The sequence below is a fragment of the Roseovarius gaetbuli genome (assembly GCF_900172365.1).
Classification (GTDB): domain Bacteria; phylum Pseudomonadota; class Alphaproteobacteria; order Rhodobacterales; family Rhodobacteraceae; genus Roseovarius; species Roseovarius gaetbuli.
This window is the reverse complement of the sequence record NZ_FWFJ01000011.1, coordinates 76,087-96,814: the sequence shown is the minus strand read 5'-3', so window position 1 is coordinate 96,814 and position 20,728 is coordinate 76,087. Positions and strand designations below refer to the sequence as shown.

The following is a 20,728-nucleotide window of genomic DNA, read 5'->3' as shown; positions in this document are numbered from 1 at the left end:
CCTCAGAAAAATGAGCCTCCGACCCGGCTGCGGCTCATTTTTCTGAGGGTACGATCATAAAGCGATTCTTTCACGCTGAAGCGGGTCCGACTGGAAGTCGGAGGGTTTGCTCCACGGCGTGGATACTAAACCATCAGCGCGTATAGCACTGCGATTTCTTGCCAAATCCCGAGGGGGAACAGATGTATGACCCGTTACCGTGACGCGCGACGTTCGCGGCCAAACGCTTGCGCTCTCGCGTCGAAAGCCGGGCCTTGAGGGCGCGAGCCGGCTTTGAAACGTGATGCCAATCGTATTTCACCGCCGTGGCTTGCGCGTCCGGCGCCGTTTTACCGCCTGCAACCGCAGGAGCGGCCAGAGAAATCAGGGCAGTCGCAACCGCGACAGCCATTGCATGTTTCGGGGTCTTGCTGATCGGTTTCATTGACTCTTCCTTTTCCATGACCTTCGAGAAAGCTCCGCACGCCGCAAAAAGCGGGTAAAAACGTTCCTGTTGTCCACGGATCATCCGTCGATTTTGCCTGTACAGCTTGAACACTGCCTCTATGACAACGGATACAGTGCAACCACCGGCGCAAACAACCATTAGTTGGAATTACACCAGATCACCGTGGCGTTTTTGCGGCCATTGCCGGGCAAAACCGTGCCCTGCGCAAACCAGGTTCACGCCACAGTCGCCGGTTTTCATTAATGAATTATGAAGACCCGGCAGCGCATTTACGGTGGAACATACACCCGCTTCTCGTCGGCAAAAAATTGCCGGCCCGCCCTTCAAACGCAAAAAAGGGCACCGCTTTACGCGATGCCCCACCTGAGCAAGCGGCCAATTCGGGCCGAATTTATTCCGTCACGCGTTTGCCGATGCGCCAATCCGGCAGGCCAAAACCGTCCGGCCAGGGGTAAACTTCGTGCTGGTTGAAATAGACCACACCGACAAGGCTGGGAAACTGGGGATAGATCTGACGCACTTCGCTTTCCCATTTGTCCACATAGGCCTGATTGCCGACATAGCCCAACTCGGCCACCACGATCGGCTTGCCGAATTGCACCGCGCGCTCATAACGCGGCGTCAGGATATCAACAAAGCTCAGCTCCTTGCCGAACTTCTGAATCTCCCAGGCCTGAAGCCCGAACACCGAAAGCCCGACCAGATCGACATAGTCGTCACCGGGATAGAATTCAGGAAGATTTTCATACCCCAGCGGCGACCACATGAACTTTGCGTTCGGCGCTTCGGCCTTGCAGATGTCGACGACGCGCCGATACCCGGCGATGTAATCATCGGGTTTCCAGCCCGCCCAGATGAACTGACTGGTGTAATCATCCATCTCCTGCGCCCAGCGAACGGTAACGGAACTGTCCATCGTGCCAAGCACCGCGCAGATACCGCGCATGTATTGGTCATATTCCCCCGACAAGAGATTGCGCCGCAAGATATCGGGCGAATTGCGCTCGGAGCGCGACCAGGTCCAGGGTTCGATCGTGGCAAGCACCGCGCGATCTCTCTCTATGGCATAAAGATCGGCATCCACGAGGCTAGGCAGGAACACATCCTCCCAAGGCAGGAAGAGATGTTCGATGGCCACTTCCGGGTCGGCTTCAAAGTCGCCGTTCGGATCGTAGACCCCAAACGGCATTTCGCCCGGAGGCGCGGCCGAAACCGGCGTGAAAGGCAAGAGCGCGACGCATGCCGGTAGCAGCACCGAACACCAGCCTGGTTTCATTGCATTTAGCACTGAGGACATGCTTCTCATCTTGTTCTCCTTACCTTTTGGGGGGAGTGAACGGCAGTGCCGCCATCCCGTTGGGATGCATCAAAGGCCAAGACCCGATGCAAGCATGACGTATCGGGGCCTGACCCGAGCAAAAGCGCGACCGGGGCCGGGTCGAGGTTTGGGGCAAGGATCGGGATCACTGGAAAAGTCATGCCACCTCCACCCCAAAGCTTGGCGCCGCGTCGCGGATCAACGTTTCAAGATCACTGCGCTCTGCAGTCAGATCAAGTAGCGCCCGCGCCTTTGACGGATCGGCCACAAGGATCGCCGGATCCCCGATCCGCCGCGGCTGGTGCCTGACCGGCAACCGCTTGCCGCTCAGGCGTTCGATCAAGGCCAGCAACTCCAGCACAGAGTGGCCCTTGCCACTGCCGAGGTTGACGGCGAAACTCTCTGCCCCGGCCTCAAGGCGGGCCAAGGCCGCAACATGGCCACGCGCAAGATCCTGCACATGGATATAGTCGCGCACACAGCTACCGTCAGGCGTGGGGTAATCGGTTCCATAAACCTCGAACTCGGTGATCCGCCCAGAGGCCGCCATCAGCGCCAGGGGGATCACATGGGTTTCCGGCGCATGTCTTTCGCACAGCTCGCCTTCGGGATCGGCACCGGCAGCGTTGAAATACCGTAGCGCGGCAAAGCGCATGCCATGTGCCGCCTCGACGTCGCGCAGGATGTGTTCGCAGATCAGCTTGGTCTCGCCATAAGGATTGACCGGGCGTTGCGGTGTCTGCTCGGAAATCGGGATGATCTCGGGGGTGCCATAGGTGGCGCAACTGCTTGAGAGGATGAACGTTCTGACGTCCCCCTCCTGACAGGCCTTGACCAAGGAAATCATCCCGCCGACGTTGTTGTCGTAATAGGTAATCGGGTGCTTCACGGACTCGCCAACATAGGCAGAGGCGGCGAAATGCATCACCATCTCGATCCCATATTTTGCAAGCGCCGAAGCAACCGCCGCCGTATCACGGATATCGGCCTCGATCAGGGGGCCCCATTTCACCGCCGTCGCGTGGCCCACCGACAAGTTGTCGATGACCACGGGGGTATAGCCGCTGCGCGACAAATGTTTGCAGACGTGGCTACCGATATAGCCCGCCCCGCCTGTCACAAGTACAGGTTTGCCCGTCACTGGATCAACTCGCTCATGCTCTGCCCCTCAAGCTGCCTTTGAAAGTGCGCGATCGTGCGTTCAAGCCCCTCCTCAATGCCGATTTTAGGCGTCCAGCCCAGTTTTTGCTTGGCAGAGGTGATGTCGGGCCGCCGGATTTGAGGGTCATCAACCGGCAAATCGCAATAGACCAAGCGCGACTTTGACCCGGTCATGCGCAGCACGCGTTCCGCGAGGTCCAGAACGGAGTACTCTTCCGGATTGCCAAGGTTGACGGGATGATGGGTCTCGGGCGAAGACGCCATAAGCAGCATCAGGCCGCCGATAAGATCCTCGTGAAAACAGAAAGACCTGGTCTGCGTGCCCCTGCCGTAAATCGTGATGTCCCTGCCCTGCAACGCCCCGATGATAAAGTTCGACACCACCCGGCCATCGTCCTGTCGCATGCGCGGCCCGTAGGTATTGAAGATACGGGCAATCCGCGTGTCGACATTGCGTTCCTGATGATAATCATGGATCAGCGTTTCGGCACCGCGCTTGCCCTCATCATAACAAGCCCGCGGCCCATAGACATTCACATTGCCGAAATAGGTTTCCGTCTGCGGATTGAACGCCGGATCGCCGTAGACCTCGGATGTCGAGGCCTGCAAGAGCCGGGCACCATGGCTCTCGGCGAGTTCCAGCATATTCATCACGCCAATGACGCTGGTCTTGAACGTGTGAATAGGGTCGGCCTGATAGCGCACAGGCGACGCCGGACAGGCCAGGTTGTAAATCTCATCCACAGGTTCATTGATGGTGATCGGGTTGATCACATCATGTTCCTTGAAGCTGAAATTGGGGTGCCCGCTGTAAGTTTTATTATTCTCCAACCGCCCTGAAATCAGACTGTCGATGCAAATCACGCGACAACCGTCACCAAGCAGGCGTTCACATAGCCACGACCCCAGAAAACCGCTTCCACCAGTAACCACCACTGTTTTTTGACTCGTCTTCAACATGCTTAAAACTCCAAATCATTTCGACGGCACAAAGACCTGGCAAATACTAAACTCCAGCCATTTCCCCCCGCGTCCTCCCCAAATTCAGACAACCTCATCGTCAAAGGTTTTCAGGAATCGGCAATGATATAGATCACAAGTGAGGCTTTAATTTCATGCACTTGGCAATCCTAACGTGCGCAAGCAAACACCGAAACAACCTCAAGAAGAAGCCCTTAAGGCACTCGTAACGGGACCGCCCCCCCCAAGGGCGGACCGGCACGGCCTCTCCCTGATCACATCGCCAAAAGCCCGCCAATCACATCCGGATGCATGACCGTGTCACCACATCGACGGTTGTCCTTCAAAGACTGGCATTCGCGCCAGATCGACCGAAGGGTCGCCCGCGTGGCAAGTCCGTTCACCTGCCCCTGATAGTGGCCGCGACGCTTCATGTCCGCCTGCAACAGGTAAATCGCGAAATTGGGATTGGCCGCATATAATTGCTTGCCGAACCACGGCGAGGCGTATTCCTCATGCGCAAAGAAATGGTCGGCGAGCGCTTTGTAATTGCCGACGATCTTTGTTTTCGCCGCATCAATCGAAAGCTTGAATTGCGCGATCTCCGTCGGCGTCAACAGCTCGGAGAACCGCTCAAGATAGCCTTCGGCGCGCTTGGGCTCCTTGCGGATGTTGAGCTTGTTGCCGTCCCTGACAAGGCTCACCAGATGCTTCAGCGCAGGCTTGTTGCCCTGTTCTGCGGCCTGTTCAAGCTTTGCAATCGTCTTGGGGCCGCTGGCGCGCATGCTGATCCCCCACATCTGGCGGGTGGCATCAAGCACTTCGATCCTGGGCGCCCGGGCCTCGCGGGCCAGCGTGGCAAACTCATCGAACTTGCCCCGCGCCCCGGCACCGAGATAGCCGTACATCGCCCCCTCCGCCAAGGTCACCCAGGCCGAGCCCCGTCCAAGCGCGCCCGCGCGCCGCAAATAGGTCTCGCCTGCCTTGGCGTCGCGTTCGCCCCACATCAGGAAAGCGCCGAGGTTTTCCAGCCCCTCGCCATTGCCATCTTTGGCCGCCTCTTCAAACAGAGCCGTCGCGCGCTCGACATCCTGAGGCAACCAGTCGCCGTACAAAAGAAACGACCCCAAAGCGACCTTGGCCTTGGTGTCGCCCGCCGCTGCGGCCTGTTCCAGAAAGGGCAGGCCCGCGTCGACATCGCGCTCGATGATCCAACCGCCGACAAGGTTTTCACCAAGAACGCGCGAGGCCACGATGTCACCGCCATTTGCCGCCTGTTCAAGCAGGCGCCTGCCCGCCGTCACATCTTGGGACACGCCACCAAATCCATAGAAAAGCGCCTCACCCAGATCGCGCTGCGCCGCAAGGTCGCCGGCCTCGGCCCTGATCTTGAGATCGTTCACATCCAGAGACTGGGCGTTTGCAGGCATCGCCATGCACGCCGCCACCACGAAAGAGGCCAGAAGCCCCCGAAACCCACTTGAAGTAAAGTGTCGCATAATCCTCCCCCGAAGTAATGCGCGCGCTGCCTATTGACAGGCCCATAATATCATTAAAGCACAGCTAAGTATCTGGACGCTGTGACATATATCAAAAACAAGCAACTTTAAGTATGTTCTGCAAGGAACGTCTCACAGGACGTACTCATAATTCTTTCAGTATACACACAAAAACGTGAAACGCCAAATTCTGGTTTCTCTCGACCATTTTGAGTTTTGCCGCGACCGGCGCAGACAACGTGCGATCTGCAGGTCATTTCTGCCAACCGACCAGCGAAGTTTGCTTTCTGGAAGTTTCGCTACTAACCATTGTGCAAGCGGGAGAAAATGTACCAAATGCCGTCTGACCAAACCTTGATCTTCGGAATTTTCGCGGTTCTCTTCGTGCTCCTGATCTGGGGCCGCATCCGATATGACCTTGTCGCATTCGGAGCGCTGGTTCTGGCGTCCGGCCTTGGGTTGGTGCCCAAGGACGAGGTGTTTTCCGGGTTTGGCCATGCCGCCGTTGCCATCATCGCGCTGGTTCTCATTTTGTCGCGCGGCCTTGTCGGGTCTGGCGCGATCGAAAAACTCGCGGCGCGCTTGCTGGATGCCGAACGCCCCCTGCCGCTGCATATCGCCATCATGGCAGTGGTCGGCGCGGGCCTGTCGGCCGTCATCAACAACGTGGCCGCCCTTGCCATCCTGATGCCGCTTGATATCGACACCGCGACCAAGGCGAAACGCGCCGCCAGCCAGACGCTCATGCCGCTCTCTTTCGCGACAATTTTTGGCGGGATGATCACCTTGATCGGAACCCCGCCCAATATCGTGATCGCCGCCTACCGTCAGGATGTGCTTGGCGCGCCCTTTGGAATGTTCGATTTTACGCCGGTCGGCCTGGCTGTCGCCATCGCCGGGATCGCCTTTGTCACCCTTCTCGGCTGGCGCCTGCTGCCGACGCGCAAGGGCGCGCTTGATCAGGAAGCCGAATTCGCCAAGGGCCGCTATATCGCCGAGCTGCGCGTCGGTGACAAATCCCTCGAAGAGGCGACCACGGTCGCCGATCTCTACCCGCTTGCCGACGAACACGACCTGCACATTCTGGGGCTTGTCCGGGGCGGCAGGCGACAGCCCGGCTTTGCCGCGAGACAGGAAATCCGCCCCGGTGATTTCATCGTCGTCGAAGGCGAACCAAAAGCGATTGAAACCTTCATGGGCAAAGGCGCGCTGGAGTTTTCGGGCTCTGAAAAGCATTCCGGCGGCGTGGCGTCGGGCGGCTTGATCCTGACCGAGGCGATTGTGCCGGAGGGCGCGCGCATTGCCGGGCGCACCGCGCGCGGCCTCAGCCTGCTGTACCAGCATTCCGTCACTCTTCTGGGGGTGTCGCGCAATGGCCGCCAGTTTCTGGACCGGGTGCGCCTTCTGACGATCAAGCCCGGCGACGTTCTCTTGCTGCTCGGCGCCCCCGAGCGCAGCGCCGCCGCCGCCTCATGGTTGGGTGTGCTGCCGCTCAAGGGCCGCGAAACCCAGGTGGTGCAGCGCTCAAAGGCCGGGCTGTCGATCGCGATATTTCTCGCCGCCATCGGCGCGGCAGTGCTCGGCTGGGTGTCTTTGCCGGTCGCCCTCTCTGCGGCCGTCGTGGCCTTTATCGCCAGCGGCCTTGTGTCCGGGCGCGAGGTTTACGAGTCAATCGAGTGGAAGGTGATCGTTCTTCTGGCAAGCCTGATCCCGCTGGCCGAAAGCTTCGAACGCTCGGGCGGCGCAGAACTTATCGCCTCGCACATCCTTTCGCTGACAGAGGGGTTTCCGGCTTGGGTCTCGCTTTTGATGCTGATGATCGTCACCATGACGCTGTCGGATTTTCTGAACAACGTGGCGACCACCCTGATCGCGGCCCCGATCGCAATCGGCATGGCGAGCGCGACCGGCACCAATCCCGATGCCTGGCTCATGACGGTGGCGGTGGCCGCCTCCTGCGCCTTTCTGACCCCGATCGGGCACAAGAACAACACGATCATTCTTGGCCCCGGCGGCTATCGTTTCGGGGATTACTGGCGGATGGGCCTGCCGCTTGAAATCCTTGTCATCGCGGTCGGCCTGCCGACTATCCTGATCGTCTGGCCGCTGTAACCGGACGAACCGCTCACTGCTCTCGGAAAGCCCGGTTCATGCTGTCGACCACCGGCTTCATCAAGTACTGAATGAAGGTCCGTTCCTCGGTCTGGATCATGATTTCGGCGGGCATGCCCGGTGTCGGGGTAAAGCCGCGCACGCGTTCAAGCTCGGATGGCGGGACAGACACGCGGGCGACATAGATTTCCTGCGGCTGGTCCTGGCTTCGGTCAAGGATCGCATCCGCCGAGACATAAAACACCCGCCCCGACAGGATCGGGGTGGTGCGCGCATTCAGACCGGTCAGCCGCACGGTGGCCTCCTGCCCTTGGTGCACCACATCAATTTCATTGCGGGGGATGCTGACCTCGATGATCAGCGGCTCGCCCGACGGCAGGATTTCGGCAATCGCCTTGCCGCTTTCGATCACGCCGCCAGCCGTGTGATAGTGCAGCGTGACCACGGTGCCCGACACCGGCGCGCGCACCTCGGAGCGGCGCAGAATATTTTCCGCCCGGATCGCCTGTTCGCGCACACTTTCAAGTTCGGACTGAACAAGCTGCAATTCGTCCAATGCCGCGCTTTGGCGCTCGCTGATCGTCTGTTCGATCTGCGCCTGATAGCGTTTGGTCACTTCGGTGATTTCCTCGACTTCGGCGGTCAGTCGCCCGGCCTGACCTTCGGCCTCGGCGATGGCGCGCCGGATCGTATTCACATCGGTGCGCCGGACCAGCCCCTGATCCAGCAATTGCTGCTTGCCGGCCAGATCTTCCTTCAGGATCTCGATCTGCTGACGGGTCGCCGTGAGCTGCATGTCATAGCCCCGCGAGCGCACCGTGAGCGCCTCGATGCTCTGTTTGAGAAGGGCGATGTCATTGCGCAACTGCCGGGACGCGGCATCAAAGGTGATGGTCTGGGCGTCCAGCATCGAAGCCACGTCAAAATCAGAGCGCAGTTTTTGCACATGGGTCGGAAACTCCAGCTTTTCGGCGCCGGAATGTTCGGCCAGAATGCGCGCTTCCATCGCCTCCAGCCGGATCTGGCGCAGGAAAAGCTCGCGCTCGTTGGCAAGCGCCGCGGTCTCGTCAAGCAACAGGATGGGCTGGCCCTTGATGACGGTATCGCCCTCTTCGACCAGAATTTCGTTGATGATCCCGCCTTCGAGATGCTGCACGATCTTGTTGCGCCCGGTGGCCACAAAGCTGCCCTGCGAGATGACGGCGGCGGCCAGCGGCGCGCGAAAGGCCCAGACGCCAAAGCCGCCAAAGGCCATGACGAACAAGACCACCCCGAAAATGATATGGCGCGAGACCGAACGCGGAACCTCGTCATACCATTCGGCGGGTTCGTGATAGAGGGTGACATTGCTCATTTCATGCAACTCCCGAATTGCCATTACCTTGGGCCGTTGGCAGGCTGCCGCCTCCCTTGTTACGTTGCGCCAGTTGTTCAAGCACCTGACGACGCTGACCGAACATGGCGATATTGCCGTCCGCCAGCAGCATGATCTTGTCGACCACACTCAGCAGCGAGGGTTTTTGCGTGATCACGACCACGGTGATGCCATGCTCGCCCGCATGTTTGATCGCATTGGCAAGCGCGCGGTCGCCCGCGGTGTCGAGGTTCGAGTTCGGCTCGTCCAGCACAAGAAAACGCGGATTGCCGAAAAAGGCGCGGGCCAGGGCGATACGCTGTTTCTGACCGCCCGAGAGCGGCGATCCATCGGCCTGCACCATCGTTTCATAGCCATGCGGCAGCATCGCGATCATGTCGTGAACATCCGCCAGCATCGCGGCGTGATAGATATCCTCGTCCCGCGCATCGGCGCGCATGCGGGCGATATTGGCCTTGATCGACCCCGGAAACAGCTGAACATCCTGCGGCAGATAGCCGATGTTTTCGCCCAGTTGCCGCGTGTCCCAGTTGCGCAGGTCCATGAGATCAAGCCGGACATTCCCCGAGGTCGGCAGGATCGAGCCGACCAGCATCTTGCCAAGGGTCGTCTTGCCGGCACCCGAATTGCCGATCACCGCCAGCGACTCGCCGGGATTGAGGCTAAAGGTCAAGCCGTTCAGGATCACCTGCTTGGTGCCTGCGGGCACATACAAAAGCCGTTCGACATTCAGGCGGCCTTCGGGATTTGGCAGCACCAACTTTTCAAAACGCTCCGCCGAATTGAGCATCAGCGCGCGCACCCGGTCATAGGCAGAGCGCGACAGGATAAACCCGTTCCAGCCCTCGATCGAGCCTTCGATCGGGGCAAGCGCGCGCCCGGCGATGATCGAGGCCGCAATCACCATGCCGCCGGTGATCTCGCCCTCGATGGCCAGAAACGCCCCCCAGCCCAGCATCGCGATCTGGGTCAGAAGACGCGCCCCGCGTGACACCGCCGCCCAGACAATGTTGCGATCCTGTGCGCGCACCTGTGCGCGCAGCGAATTGGCGGTGTCCCGCCCCCAGAGGGCCACCGCCTCTGGCACCATTGCGAGTGCGTTGATGATCTGGCTGTTGCGGGTCATGGAATCCAGATGCATGTTCGCCCGGCTCTGCGCCACATTCGCCTCGCCAAAGGGTTTGGCGGTGACCTTTTGGTTGATGAGGGCGATGATCATCAGCAGAATCGCGGTGACCACGACGATCATTCCAAGATGCGGATGCACTAGGAAAATCGCAAAGATGAACAGCGGCGCGAACGGCACATCCAGAAAAGAGATCAACGTGCCCGAGGTCAAAAACCCGCGCAACTGTTGCAGATCGCCAAGGGTCTGATACTGGCGCCCGTTGTCCTGAAGCGAGGCATGCGCTGCCGCACTCAGCACCGGGGCGCCAAGCCGCACCGCCACCTCAACCGCCGTGCGCATCAGGATAAAACGACGCACCGCGTCAAAAACCGCCTGCAGAACCACCGCGCCCACGATGACCACCGTCAGCATCACGAGGGTATCAAGAGACCGGCTTGTGAGCACCCGGTCGGAAATCTGGAACAGGTAGATCGGGATCGCCAGAACCAGAATGTTCGTGGCACAGGTCAACAGCATGACAAAGCTCAGGTTCCGGCGCACGACCCTTACACCATTGTTGAGCTGTTCAACGAATTGATCCGGCGTGGCGCGTTTATGAAAGCTCGACGGGGTGCCGCCCCCGCCGCCACCGCCGCCGCTGCCACCACCCGGCCCGCTCGGCGGCTTGCCGCCGCCATCGGACTTCAGGATCGGGCCTGCGGTGCCCTCGATCTGTTGACCGCCCAACCCCTTGGCCTCGGATCCCTTGCCTTCAATGACGGGTTGGTCCTTGGGCATGACCCTTTGCTCCGGTGTCAGGGGCATCGGATCAGGGTCTCGCACCCTGGAGTGGTCCTCTGATTTATGTGCGGTCTCGGCGTTGTCTGCCTGTGAAGCGGGTCCGGCTTTTGCAAAGCCTTTGGGGTCATTCAAGGTCATAAAAATGGGTTTCCTGTCAGGCAAGCATTGTTTGCATCATGTCGGGCGAAGAAATGCTTTCGGGGGCGGTCGGCGTAATTGCCGCGTCGCTGGCGCCGCTATCGGGCGTCAGCATGTCGTCGGACAAAAAGGCCACCGCCTCGGACGCAAGCGCGGGCATATCCACGCCCAAAGGATCCGCGTCGGTATCAATAAGTTCGGCCTGATAGAGCAGCGCGTCATCGTAAACCTGACCGCCGACCGAGACCTCGGAATCCACCCCGAATTCATTGATCGAGGCGATATTGATCACCGCATTGGACCCGGCCGTGACGTTGACCGCCGCCCCGGTCGCCTGTTCAAATCCGTCCATCGCAAGATGCACCTGGTCGGAATCGCCCAGAATATTGGTCTGTTCGATCCAGTTGACCATGGTCATGTCGCCCTCGATATAAAGCACGCGCAGGATATCGACGCCTTCAAACACGCTATCGTGGGCGACGCTCTGATCAATCGTCAGCCCCCCCGCCGCCAGATGATCGGCCGCAGCGGCAAAGTTGTCCTGCATCTCGCCATAGCTGTCGATCCCGACGCCGCTCACCATCGCGCCGTTGAACACCAGGTTGTCGCCGCCGCTGACCGCACCCGGACCAAAGCCCGAATAGGTCACCGTATCGTTGTCGATTAACACGTTAAGCTGACTGATCCAGTTGACGGAAATCATGTTGCCGCCACAGATGATCAGGTCATAGCCAAAGCCAAGTTCGGACAGATGCGCCACATTCACGACGGTGTTGTCGCCAAGCGCGATATAGGTGTTCGTGCTGCCAAAGGTGATATCGGCGCGGTCGTGATCGGTCTGAAACGTGTATTGGGAAATCTGGTTGATGCTGATCAGGTCACCGTCGATCCGGGTCACGGCCCAGTTGGACGGCAGGCCAAGATCGGGCTCCGCCTCGGGGTCGAGATCGGCGGCCTCGGTCTCGTCCGGCACGGGGACCGAGCTTTCAAATGTCATCGACGCCGCGTTGATCGCGACAGAGTTCAAGGCCTCGCCAATGCGGCCGCTGTCGTGGTCCACCAGAAGGTTGACCTGCACGATGACATCAAGATTAAGCACGTCGCCCATCACCGAAATGAGAGGCGCATCAAGCCAGGCAGAGGTGATCGAAACCTCATTGACCAGGGTATTGGCCCCGGCAACCACCGCATGGCCGGGGTCGATCTCAAAGGGATTGTTGTCACTGTCGCCGGGGTTCAGCGCCTCGAAGGGATCGGGCCATTCGGTGCCGGGCGTTGCATCCTCGGTGCTGTCGGTCCCGCGGGCCTGACTGTCGCCCCCCTCGCCACCAGCGGCCTGCGCCGCCTGAAATGCGGGCATGACATCCTCAAGGCTTGGCAATTCCTCGACGGTCTCGGCATTGACGTGCATCCCCAACGCCTCGGACCCAAGCAGAATGGTCGCGGAGACGCCGCTGAGCGTGCTGGCGTCAGTGGTAAGAATGAGGTCGCGCAGGGTGATTGCATCCACAAGCGCCATGTCACCCGGCAGGATGATCTCCGCGCTGAGCGGGGCGGCAATCGCCGTTGCAATCATGTGATACTGCGCCAGCTGGTCAAGATATGCCGAAGGCGAGATGAACTCCACCTCTCCGGGGCCCATCAACAGAAGGTCGTCATCTGAAAGAAACGCTTGCTGGAACGACAGGACGACCACGCTGGAGGGTGGCTCAAGTGTCAGCAACGGACTTGCCGGTCCCGCGTCGGGCAGGCTGCGGAAAATCATCGGCAATGTATCCGCGAACGGGATCGGGAACGGGTATGAACCGGGCGCATAAAAGGCAGTCGGATCGAAATGAGGATTTCCAAAGAACCCCGCAGAATTGGTCGTCGGCGTCTCTGAATGGCCGAGACCGGGGTTGAAGTCCTTGAGTTCGTGAGTGGCTTTGAATTTGATATCGACTGTTTCCAGAGCGTTAACCTCTGGCTCAGCGGCCTTCAGCGCTTTGAATTTGTCATAAGTGTCGCGCAACCGCTCCTCTTCGAGAGTCGTATGAAAAATACCGATCATATGCGCGACGATTTCCGTCACTTTATCCATAGACATCGCAACCTCGCTTTACGTTCAAATGGTTGCCGGGTTCAGGCTGGTTTCCCGCTGATGGTGCGCAGTATTTTGCGCTCAGTCTGAAAACGCGCCTTTCCTGAAAGGGGTCTGAGCCCAGAGGGCTCCGGGCTCAGACCATGTTGTGTGACGCTTATGCGCCGTCGCTGTCGTCGCCGATGAAGCTCGAGCTGAACGAGCCGCCAACGACCGTCATATCAACGGTGTTGCCAAGCACGTTGGCACCCATGACGATGTTCTGGTTGAACGCCGTGGTGTCGATCTGCGAGGCAGCCGATGCAAAGGATTCGCCGGTCACGAAACCATCATCACCGTTGTTCGACCCCCACATTCCGGCGTTGCCACCGTTGCCGCCACCGCCAACATAGGCGTCACCGCCTGCGCCGGATGTGCCGCCACCGGCCTGGACGCCGCCGACCCACGATTGGCCGCCAAAGCCTGCGCCGGTATCACCGCCCCATGCATGGCCACCATAGCCGTCGCCGCCGTCACCACCGACCGCGCCGTTCTGGCCGCCGTAGCCCGCGGTGCTGTTCAATGCACCCGAGGCTGCATAGGCACCACCGACGTCACCGCCGGTCGAGTCACCGGAGGTCGCTTGTCCGATGCCCATACCCGCTGCGCCAGAGGCCGCACCGGCGTTGCCGCCGTCCCCACCTGCGGCATCCGCAGCGCCAAGACCGGCGCCAATGGCACCCGCGTCGGCATCGCCGGTTTCACCGTTGTTGGCCCCGGCAAGTCCGAGGTTCAACAGGCCAAGCCCGGCACCCAATGCTCCGGCATCGCCGGTATTGCTGCTGTCAGCACCGGCACCCGCCGCACCGCCACCAGCACCGATCGCACCGGCATCGCCACCGTCACCACCTTCGGCATTTGCACCCGAAAGCCCGACGCCGCCGCCAAGGCCTGCTGCGAGCGAGCCCGCATCGCCGCCTTCACCGCCGGTCGCACCGGCACCGGACGACGCACCGCCGAGCCCGAGACCAACACCGACAGATGTCGCCCCGGCGCCATTGGCGCCCGTGCCGCCAGCCGCACCGGCATTTCCGCCGTTACCGCTTGCGCCACCGGTTGCGCCACCTGCGCCGCCGATCCCCAGACCGCCAAGGGCCGCGCCACTATTGGCATTGGCCTGACCGCTGGCCGAACCGCCATCAGACCCGGCAGCGATGCCGTCATCCGCTTCGGCATAGCCGCCCGTGGATGTGTTGGTCTGGCTGAGCGACCCGCTGTTGGATACGCCGCTCAAGCTGTCGTTGTCATAGAGGTTGTTGGATTGCGCGTTGACCGTCGCAGAATCATTCCCCGCCCCGTTCAGCGCATCGTTGAGGATGTCTTCGAGGTTGAGGTCATTGCCGGGGCTATAGTTGATATCGCCCCTGGCCATGATGAAATCACCGGCGTTGGAATGATCCAAGTCGATGTCGGCAAAGTCGTCATCGGTCGGCTCATATCCGGTCAGACCGATATCGACGTCCACGTTGACGTCGGTGTTAGACGTGTTCGTGTTGGCGTTCGCATTGCCGTTGGCGTTGATGTTGCCATTGCCGTTCAGGTTGCCGTTACCGTTCAGGTTGCCGTTGCCGTTGGCATTGCCATTGGAACTGGCGTTCTGGTTGCCGTTGGCATTGCCATTGCCGTTCAGGTTGCCATTGCCATTACCGTTCAGGTTGCCGTTGCCGTTCAGGTTGCCATTGCCGTTGCCGTTCAGGTTGCCGTTGTCGTTGTCATTTTCGGATGACTGCGCCTGAGCCTGAAGCTGGGCCTGAAGCTCGGCTTGCGCCTGACCTTGGCCCTGACCCTGACCCTGACCCTGATCTTGGTCCTGGTGCTGATGACCATGACCGCCCATTGGGAAAAGCAGATTTCTGTTACCAGACATTGTGGTATCTCCGTCAAAGACATCTACGGGATCGCCACTCTATCAAAAGCGATCAACGTGCAGATGTGGTTTTCAATTGGAATGTGGTGTCGGGCGCGTCGGACGATGACTCGATCCAAAGGTCACCCAAGTGCGATTGTGCCGATATCCGTTAAGCATACCCCCTTTTCGCTTGCGTCGAGAGGATCTGCATCGGTTTGATTTGAGATAACGCCCCAAGTCTCTCCCCGGCAAAGCCCCCCAGCATTTGCCATCACGTGGTCGTGACTTGATAAGCTTCACAAAATATGACGGCGCCGGTAAGCCGCACAAAAGGTTAAGCGGCCGAGCGCCAGCATCCTTCTGCTTTCAAAAGATAAATTGAATCTCACCTGTGTGGAAACCGAAGAATTACTCCGAATCTACTAGTCCTAAACGACATGTTTTCCGGCGCGCGTGGCTGTGTTCTCACCGGCGAAAATGTGGAAACAGGCGGATACTGACCGAAAGATATGTTAACATTGTCGTGAGATCACGCCGTTTCAATAAGGCCGTGACCTCAATTTACCGAGTAGATTTTTTTAATAATTCTCATAAAAACAATTGGTTGTGAGGCAAGCACAACAGAAAAAGCGCTTTGGATCCGTGCATCGATGAAACATTCAAGATCAGCGGCTCTACCGGAAGTTGCTTAGCGACGACTGACAATTATCAAAAGCATGGCCGTGAAAACCTGTTTTACTCGGGGTGCTTACGCTGGGGAGACAACAGATGCTCAAACTCGAGGGGGTTTGAAATATCGTTATGTTAAGTGGAGAAATGCCAAACGGCAGAGTTTTCGACGGTTTCTTTGTCGGCAGTCCACTCAGTTTTTCGGATGCCGTTCTGAATCTGGCGGAACGTGAACTCGGGTACCTCAACTTTACCCGGATCGCCGCAGTCGGCGACCTGTTTGACATCGAGGCCGAGGAGCGCACATCGGTGCGGATCATCCTGGTGGATGAAACAATGGTTGGTGACCTTGAACACTTGATTGTCAAGTTGCGCGCCGAATTTCCGAACACGCATTTCGCCTTGGCCTATCGAAATGCAAGCAGTGCCTGCAAAATTGTCGAGTCCACCCATAAAACGCCGGACCTACGGCATGTCGGATTTTTGCCGATGCAAATAGAGGTGGATCGCTGGGTGTCGGTGCTGCGCCTGCTTGTCTGCGGCGAACGCTACGTGCCGTCAGAACTGCTTTCGCCTGAACAATCGCCCCATGCCCTGTCGCCCGGCCCGAGGCCCAATTCACACAGCGAGACCGCCGACGCCGAAGCCACAGCGCAAGACGCGCATCTGACAGATCGGGAATTGCAGGTTCTGCGCTCGGTCGCGGAAGGTAAGCAAAACAAGATAATAGCCGACGAACTCAAGCTGTCGCAGCACACGGTAAAGCTTCACCTGCATCACGTCATCGCCAAGCTTGGGGTGAACAACCGCACCGAGGCCGCGGTCTGGTTCCTGGGAAACAAAGATAAGATCGAAAGGCGCTGATCATGTCCGAGCCGGGACAGCCGATCGACTTTGATGCCTTTTTGCTGCTGATTGGCAAACTCAACTACGCTTGGACCAACACCGAGAGCCTGCTGATCCATCTGATCGCCGGGCTGTCCGGTATGGACAAGGAAACGGCCACGGTCGTCTTCCTGACTCTCAACACCACGCGCGCGCGCATCGACATGGTCGAGCGATTGGCCAAACTTCCCCGGATCAGCCAGGCCGAGCGGGATCGGATGCTTATGCTGACCAAACGGATTCAGGGGCAATCGGCGCTGCGCAATCGCTATAACCATTGTATCTACGCCTTCGACGGCGAGGGCAGCAATCCACGCACGATCCTCATGCGCATAGCAGATCGTAAGGACAAGCTGATGATGGGACAGGTCAATGACCTCGATACCGCCGCCGCCGGACAGGTCGAAGACGCAATCGCCGAGCTGACCCAGATCAACCGCGATATCTGGCAATCCATCGCCGATTTCGACTATCCCGGATAACCGCCCGGCCCGGGGCCACCGCAGATCACCAGCCAGAGCCCAAAGCCGACTTCGCTCAGCGTCACAATTACCAGAAGCGCGATACTCGCATAATCGAGCGCGGCGATATCGGTGAAGGTCAGCTCGACAATGCCCTGCAAAAGGTATCCGAACGCGCCGATAGTCAGGCCCCAGCCCAACGCATGCGGCACACCGCTTGACCTTAGGATCAGCCAGCCAAGCGCAAGCAGGTGCACCCCGAAAAACAACTGCCAGACGAAAACGCCCATCGCATGCGCGTCAAAAAAGACCTGTGCAAGCGCGTTGACCTGCGCCCTCTGCGGCCCGTCCGCCCCGCTCGCCAAAGCATAGGGCATCACCCAGATCAACAGGTTGATCGCCATCACCATGATCATGCCCGCGCGTGCAATCAGGGCAATCAGCGCCATCTTCGGCCCGACAGGGCGAAACAGGTCAAACAGGATGGCGGTGATCGCAATCTCGAACAGGATCACCGCGCAATCGGCCAGAACGCCCAGCTTGAACAGCCCCTGACGGGCAAGCAGGTTGCTCACAGAGGCCGCAGCGTCACCCGCCACGACAAGCTGCGCCGGAACATAGCCGATGCTGAAGCCAGCACAGAGCGCAATCGCAAGGTAAAGGGCGCCCGCCATGCGCGCCGTGCGCCTGTCCCAGTGCGGGAGTGCGTCATAGGCCATGGCATGGTCTTTCATCGCGTGGGTCCTTCGAAACAGGTGGCATGCGGGTTTAAGCTTACCCTGAATGACGCCGCATGTGACCTGACCATTCGTCCTGTTCTGATCTCTAATTTTGCGTGGCTTGGCCGCGTTCAATCCTTGCCAGCTTCTCCAATCTGCATCGGCGCGTCGCGGCTGACCATGCGGATGACAAGCGGCACGTGATCCGAGACATCGCGCGTGAAATCCGCCACCGTCTTGTCAAGCCGCACAATGGCCGCGTCATCGCCGCTGATCGGTGACATGCGCACATCATTGCTGACCACGATGTGATCAATCAACGACCGATACCGCGCGCCTACATAAGATAGCGCGTTGTCGGCGGCATCATCGGTGGTCAGCGTGAATAGGTCAGGCGCATCGGTCAGAGGGCTGAGCACGTCATTGTTCAGGGTCTCGTTAAGATCGCCGCCAAGCACCACAGGCAGCTTTTCGGTCTCGCGGATATCGGCAATCACCTCGGTCAGGATTTCGGCAGCAAGGCGGCGGCGGGCCTTGCTTTGCGGATCACCGAACGCCTTGAGGTGCAGCAGGATCATGATGAACTCCACCGGCTCGCCGCCCTTGGTGTTGGGCGCGACCTTGACGTTGGCGATCAACGGGCGGCGCGGAAAGGCGGTGCGCCCGGTCCCGGTTGTCGCGGCCCAGGCCGATTTGTGGCGGTTCATGATCTTGGCGGAAATGTTCACCTCGGTGGTCTTGCTGTCATAGAGAACGGCAAGATCCTGACGCCCCCTGACGTTGAGGTATTTGTAATCATAGCTCTGCCCAAGCGCCTGAAGCGAGGCAATCAGCCGGTCCATCGCGTCCTTTTGCACCTCGACAAGCCCCATGGCATCAAGCGACAGATGACCCAGCACACCGGCAACCGCTTCCACCCGCGTCTCGGAAATCGCGTCGTTGAAATGTTCGATGTTCCAGAACCCGATATCGGCAAATTCAAGCGAGCCTTTGTATTCCGGAATTTCGACTTCCTGGGTGCTCGACCCGGTGATGCCCGCGATATCAAAGAACCCCAGATGCGGCGAACTGTCGGGGACCGTCGAGAGCAGCTCCAACAACCCCGGTGAGCCGGTCGCCTCGCTGTGCTGGCGGGCCACAAGATGCGACACGATGGCCGCGATCCGCACGCCCTCGTTGGTGGTGACGCCATTCTCGATCCAGCCGGCGTGATGCAGGGCGACCAGATCCCAGGCGTTATTGAACACCGGGCTGCCGGACGATCCCGGCTCGGTATCGGTTTCATACCAGACGACCTTGTCCTTGACCCGCTGCACGTCATTGTTGTGAAGCGCCACCTCTTTCGGGCGGCCGCGCGGGTGCTGCACGATATTGACCTTTTCACCGCGCGTCACCGTCGACGGGCTGCGCAACAGCGGGATCGGATCAAACTCGTCCAGCGCGGGATCGTCACAGCCGACGATGGTGAAATCCAGCTCTTTCGAAGTCACGAAAAACCGGTCCGGATCAAGGTTGACCATCAGGCTTGCGCCGCCCTCTTCAAACCGGAACTCGGCAATCGCTTCGCGGGCTTCCTCCTTGTCGGCGATGACATGGTTGTTGGTCATGATGAACTTGCTGGTGCCGATCAGAAACCCGGTGCCGGACCCGCCCGGCAGGTTGATGCGACAGACCGAAGCCGCCGCATCGGCCCCGCGATAGAGAAAGCTGGCCGGCAGGAAATCGGCCCCGCCCGAGATTTTCTCGAAGTGCTGCGAGATGTCCTGTTCGATCTCCCTGCGTCGGCCTTCGTCTTCGGTCGGCGGCAGGGGCGTTTCCAGCAATTCGCGCCCCCGGAAATCGACCAACTCGCGAAAGGCCTGCGGTTCAAGATCCTGCGCGTCGATCATCGCCTCTTTGCCGGGCGACAGCGGCGCGGTGGTCTCGAACTCGGTGACTGAGCCGAACATCGAGGCAATCACCGAGCGGAATTTATCGGCGGCGTCGGCATAGCCACGGTTGTTGGGGTGCAACTCGTCGTGCCAGTTGTCGCCCACCGCATTCAAACAGCTGACGCGCACGACCGAGCCCGGAAACTCTGCCGCCAGCGTCACGAGGGCCGCGTTGAAGCGGTTGATCATCTCGGCCACGATCTGCGCCTGAAGCGCCTTGTCCTTGATGCCGAGGCTGGCCATCGGCTTGCCGAGCCAGCGGGCGTTGTCGGGCTGGGCGTAATCATAGCCGTGGCAGAGAATTTTCAGCCCCGGAAATTCGGCGAGCAGCGCGGTAAAGATCGAGCGATAAACGCCGATGATATCCTTGAGGCGCTTGCCAAAGGTGGCGTTGGGATAGTCCTTGGCCGCCCTGCCCGCCTTGAACGGATGCACTGCGGTCTTCAGCATGCCGTCGCCCAAAAGGTCATTGCCGCCGCCACTGATCAGGAACACATGCGGCTTTTGCTGGCGCACCGCCTGCATTATCTCGTCCTGATCCAGCATGTCCTGCACCAGATCACCAGCCGCCCCGAGGCTATAGATCGCGAAATCGTCGAACAGCTGGTCGATCACATCGCGCAGCAGGAACGGATACTGAAACCAGCTATCGCCTTCGGACACGATGCGAAGTCCACTCCAGCCGTTGTCGATCTTGCGCTGATACCTTTTCTGGCGGCGGCGTTTGGACATGGCATTGAAAAACCGCATGGCGACATCGGCCTCGACGCCCTCGTCATCCACCAGTTCCGGATTGATCCGCACCTGCGGGGCAAAGGCATCCGAAACGTCGGGCGCCTCCACAAGATAGGCGGCGATCTCCTCGTCCGGGGTGTCGATATCGCGAATTTTGGCTTTAAGCTCCGACAGTGTGATTTGCTGTGTCATAAGGCACCTTTGGGTCTATGGGTGAGGCCCGGAAAACCGGGCAAAAAACCGGCGTGAAAAACCCTTAATACTTGTATTCCCAAAAACATGACCTGGGACTGAAACCGATCATGCCACGGAAAACGCCAAATTCGCGGCGTGATCCGGCAACCGCAGGCAGATCGGCCAATTTTTGCCGGTAAAGCAAAGCCTAGGTCGAAAATCGCGGCCTGAACTGATATTTATCAAGTGGTGCGATCGCAACATCA

General features: G+C 59.4%; 14 protein-coding genes. 3 read left to right on the top strand and 11 right to left on the bottom strand.

Annotated elements, in window-relative coordinates; translation table 11 throughout:
- Positions 1-133 precede the first annotated feature (133 nt).
- The 5 genes from ROG8370_RS07875 to ROG8370_RS07855 all read right to left on the bottom strand — a co-directional run bounded on the left by ROG8370_RS07875 (position 134) and on the right by ROG8370_RS07855 (position 5,386).
- The gene (locus ROG8370_RS07875) at positions 134-508 is read right to left on the bottom strand and encodes a hypothetical protein (RefSeq protein WP_139838077.1); all 375 of its coding nucleotides are present in this window, start codon (positions 506-508) and stop codon (positions 134-136) included.
- Positions 509-839: 331 nt separating this feature from the next.
- Complete coding sequence (locus ROG8370_RS07870; protein WP_245827265.1) at positions 840-1,703, bottom strand: glycoside hydrolase family 26 protein; 864 nt, start codon at positions 1,701-1,703, stop codon at positions 840-842.
- A 220-nt stretch (positions 1,704-1,923) separates the two neighbouring features.
- Positions 1,924-2,907: a UDP-glucose 4-epimerase GalE gene (gene galE / locus ROG8370_RS07865; RefSeq protein WP_085826531.1), complete on the bottom strand. Its 984-nt coding sequence runs from the start codon at positions 2,905-2,907 to the stop codon at positions 1,924-1,926.
- Positions 2,904-3,887, bottom strand: a complete 984-nt coding sequence (locus tag ROG8370_RS07860; RefSeq protein ID WP_085826530.1) for a UDP-glucuronic acid decarboxylase family protein — start codon at positions 3,885-3,887, stop codon at positions 2,904-2,906. The genes galE and ROG8370_RS07860 overlap by 4 nt, the downstream gene beginning before the upstream one ends.
- Before the next feature lie 275 nt (positions 3,888-4,162).
- Positions 4,163-5,386 (bottom strand): tetratricopeptide repeat protein, encoded by a 1,224-nt coding sequence (locus ROG8370_RS07855; protein ID WP_085826529.1) that lies wholly within the window; start codon positions 5,384-5,386, stop codon positions 4,163-4,165.
- A gap of 336 nt (positions 5,387-5,722) precedes the next feature.
- Between ROG8370_RS07855 and ROG8370_RS07850 the strand changes: the two genes are divergently transcribed.
- Positions 5,723-7,498: an SLC13 family permease gene (locus ROG8370_RS07850; protein ID WP_085826544.1), complete on the top strand. Its 1,776-nt coding sequence runs from the start codon at positions 5,723-5,725 to the stop codon at positions 7,496-7,498.
- 13 nt (positions 7,499-7,511) lie between these two features.
- Here ROG8370_RS07850 and ROG8370_RS07845 read toward each other — a convergent pair whose 3' ends face one another.
- The 4 genes from ROG8370_RS07845 to ROG8370_RS21260 all read right to left on the bottom strand — a co-directional run bounded on the left by ROG8370_RS07845 (position 7,512) and on the right by ROG8370_RS21260 (position 14,906).
- Positions 7,512-8,852, bottom strand: a complete 1,341-nt coding sequence (locus ROG8370_RS07845) for an HlyD family type I secretion periplasmic adaptor subunit (RefSeq protein ID WP_085826528.1) — start codon at positions 8,850-8,852, stop codon at positions 7,512-7,514.
- 1 nt (position 8,853) lies between these two features.
- Positions 8,854-10,779 carry a type I secretion system permease/ATPase gene (locus ROG8370_RS07840; RefSeq protein ID WP_245827263.1) on the bottom strand — a complete coding sequence of 642 codons (1,926 nt, stop codon included), beginning with the start codon at positions 10,777-10,779 and terminating at the stop codon, positions 8,854-8,856.
- 157 nt (positions 10,780-10,936) lie between these two features.
- Positions 10,937-13,006 carry a type I secretion protein ATPase gene (locus ROG8370_RS07835; protein ID WP_245827262.1) on the bottom strand — a complete coding sequence of 690 codons (2,070 nt, stop codon included), beginning with the start codon at positions 13,004-13,006 and terminating at the stop codon, positions 10,937-10,939.
- A gap of 151 nt (positions 13,007-13,157) precedes the next feature.
- Positions 13,158-14,906 carry a hypothetical protein gene (locus tag ROG8370_RS21260; RefSeq protein WP_170925200.1) on the bottom strand — a complete coding sequence of 583 codons (1,749 nt, stop codon included), beginning with the start codon at positions 14,904-14,906 and terminating at the stop codon, positions 13,158-13,160.
- Between the two features lie 798 nt (positions 14,907-15,704).
- Between ROG8370_RS21260 and ROG8370_RS07820 the strand changes: the two genes are divergently transcribed.
- Entirely contained in the window at positions 15,705-16,421 is a 717-nt protein-coding gene (locus tag ROG8370_RS07820) for a helix-turn-helix transcriptional regulator (RefSeq protein ID WP_245827261.1), read from the top strand.
- A gap of 2 nt (positions 16,422-16,423) precedes the next feature.
- Entirely contained in the window at positions 16,424-16,924 is a 501-nt protein-coding gene (locus ROG8370_RS07815; RefSeq protein WP_085826523.1) for a hypothetical protein, read from the top strand.
- Here the strand turns inward: ROG8370_RS07815 and ROG8370_RS07810 are convergent.
- Positions 16,912-17,637: a DUF4386 domain-containing protein gene (locus tag ROG8370_RS07810; RefSeq protein ID WP_085826522.1), complete on the bottom strand. Its 726-nt coding sequence runs from the start codon at positions 17,635-17,637 to the stop codon at positions 16,912-16,914. The genes ROG8370_RS07815 and ROG8370_RS07810 overlap by 13 nt on opposite strands.
- Before the next feature lie 116 nt (positions 17,638-17,753).
- Positions 17,754-20,480, bottom strand: coding sequence for a trypsin-like peptidase domain-containing protein (locus tag ROG8370_RS07805; protein WP_085826520.1), 2,727 nt, complete (start codon positions 20,478-20,480; stop codon positions 17,754-17,756).
- Between the last annotated feature and the right edge of the window lie 248 nt (positions 20,481-20,728).

Excerpts from the sequence above, each read along its gene's own strand:
- ROG8370_RS07875 (WP_139838077.1), bottom strand. The coding sequence starts at position 508 with ATGATCCGTGGACAACAGGAACGTTTTTACCCGCTTTTTGCGGCGTGC.
- ROG8370_RS07860 (WP_085826530.1), bottom strand. The coding sequence starts at position 3,887 with ATGTTGAAGACGAGTCAAAAAACAGTGGTGGTTACTGGTGGAAGCGGT.
- ROG8370_RS07855 (WP_085826529.1), bottom strand. The coding sequence starts at position 5,386 with ATGCGACACTTTACTTCAAGTGGGTTTCGGGGGCTTCTGGCCTCTTTC.
- ROG8370_RS07850 (WP_085826544.1), top strand. The coding sequence starts at position 5,723 with ATGCCGTCTGACCAAACCTTGATCTTCGGAATTTTCGCGGTTCTCTTC.
- ROG8370_RS07845 (WP_085826528.1), bottom strand. The coding sequence starts at position 8,852 with ATGAGCAATGTCACCCTCTATCACGAACCCGCCGAATGGTATGACGAG.
- ROG8370_RS07840 (WP_245827263.1), bottom strand. The coding sequence starts at position 10,779 with ATGCCCAAGGACCAACCCGTCATTGAAGGCAAGGGATCCGAGGCCAAG.
- ROG8370_RS07835 (WP_245827262.1), bottom strand. The coding sequence starts at position 13,006 with ATGTCTATGGATAAAGTGACGGAAATCGTCGCGCATATGATCGGTATT.
- ROG8370_RS21260 (WP_170925200.1), bottom strand. The coding sequence starts at position 14,906 with ATGTCTGGTAACAGAAATCTGCTTTTCCCAATGGGCGGTCATGGTCAT.
- ROG8370_RS07820 (WP_245827261.1), top strand. The coding sequence starts at position 15,705 with ATGCCAAACGGCAGAGTTTTCGACGGTTTCTTTGTCGGCAGTCCACTC.
- ROG8370_RS07815 (WP_085826523.1), top strand. The coding sequence starts at position 16,424 with ATGTCCGAGCCGGGACAGCCGATCGACTTTGATGCCTTTTTGCTGCTG.
- ROG8370_RS07810 (WP_085826522.1), bottom strand. The coding sequence starts at position 17,637 with ATGAAAGACCATGCCATGGCCTATGACGCACTCCCGCACTGGGACAGG.
- ROG8370_RS07805 (WP_085826520.1), bottom strand. The coding sequence starts at position 20,480 with ATGACACAGCAAATCACACTGTCGGAGCTTAAAGCCAAAATTCGCGAT.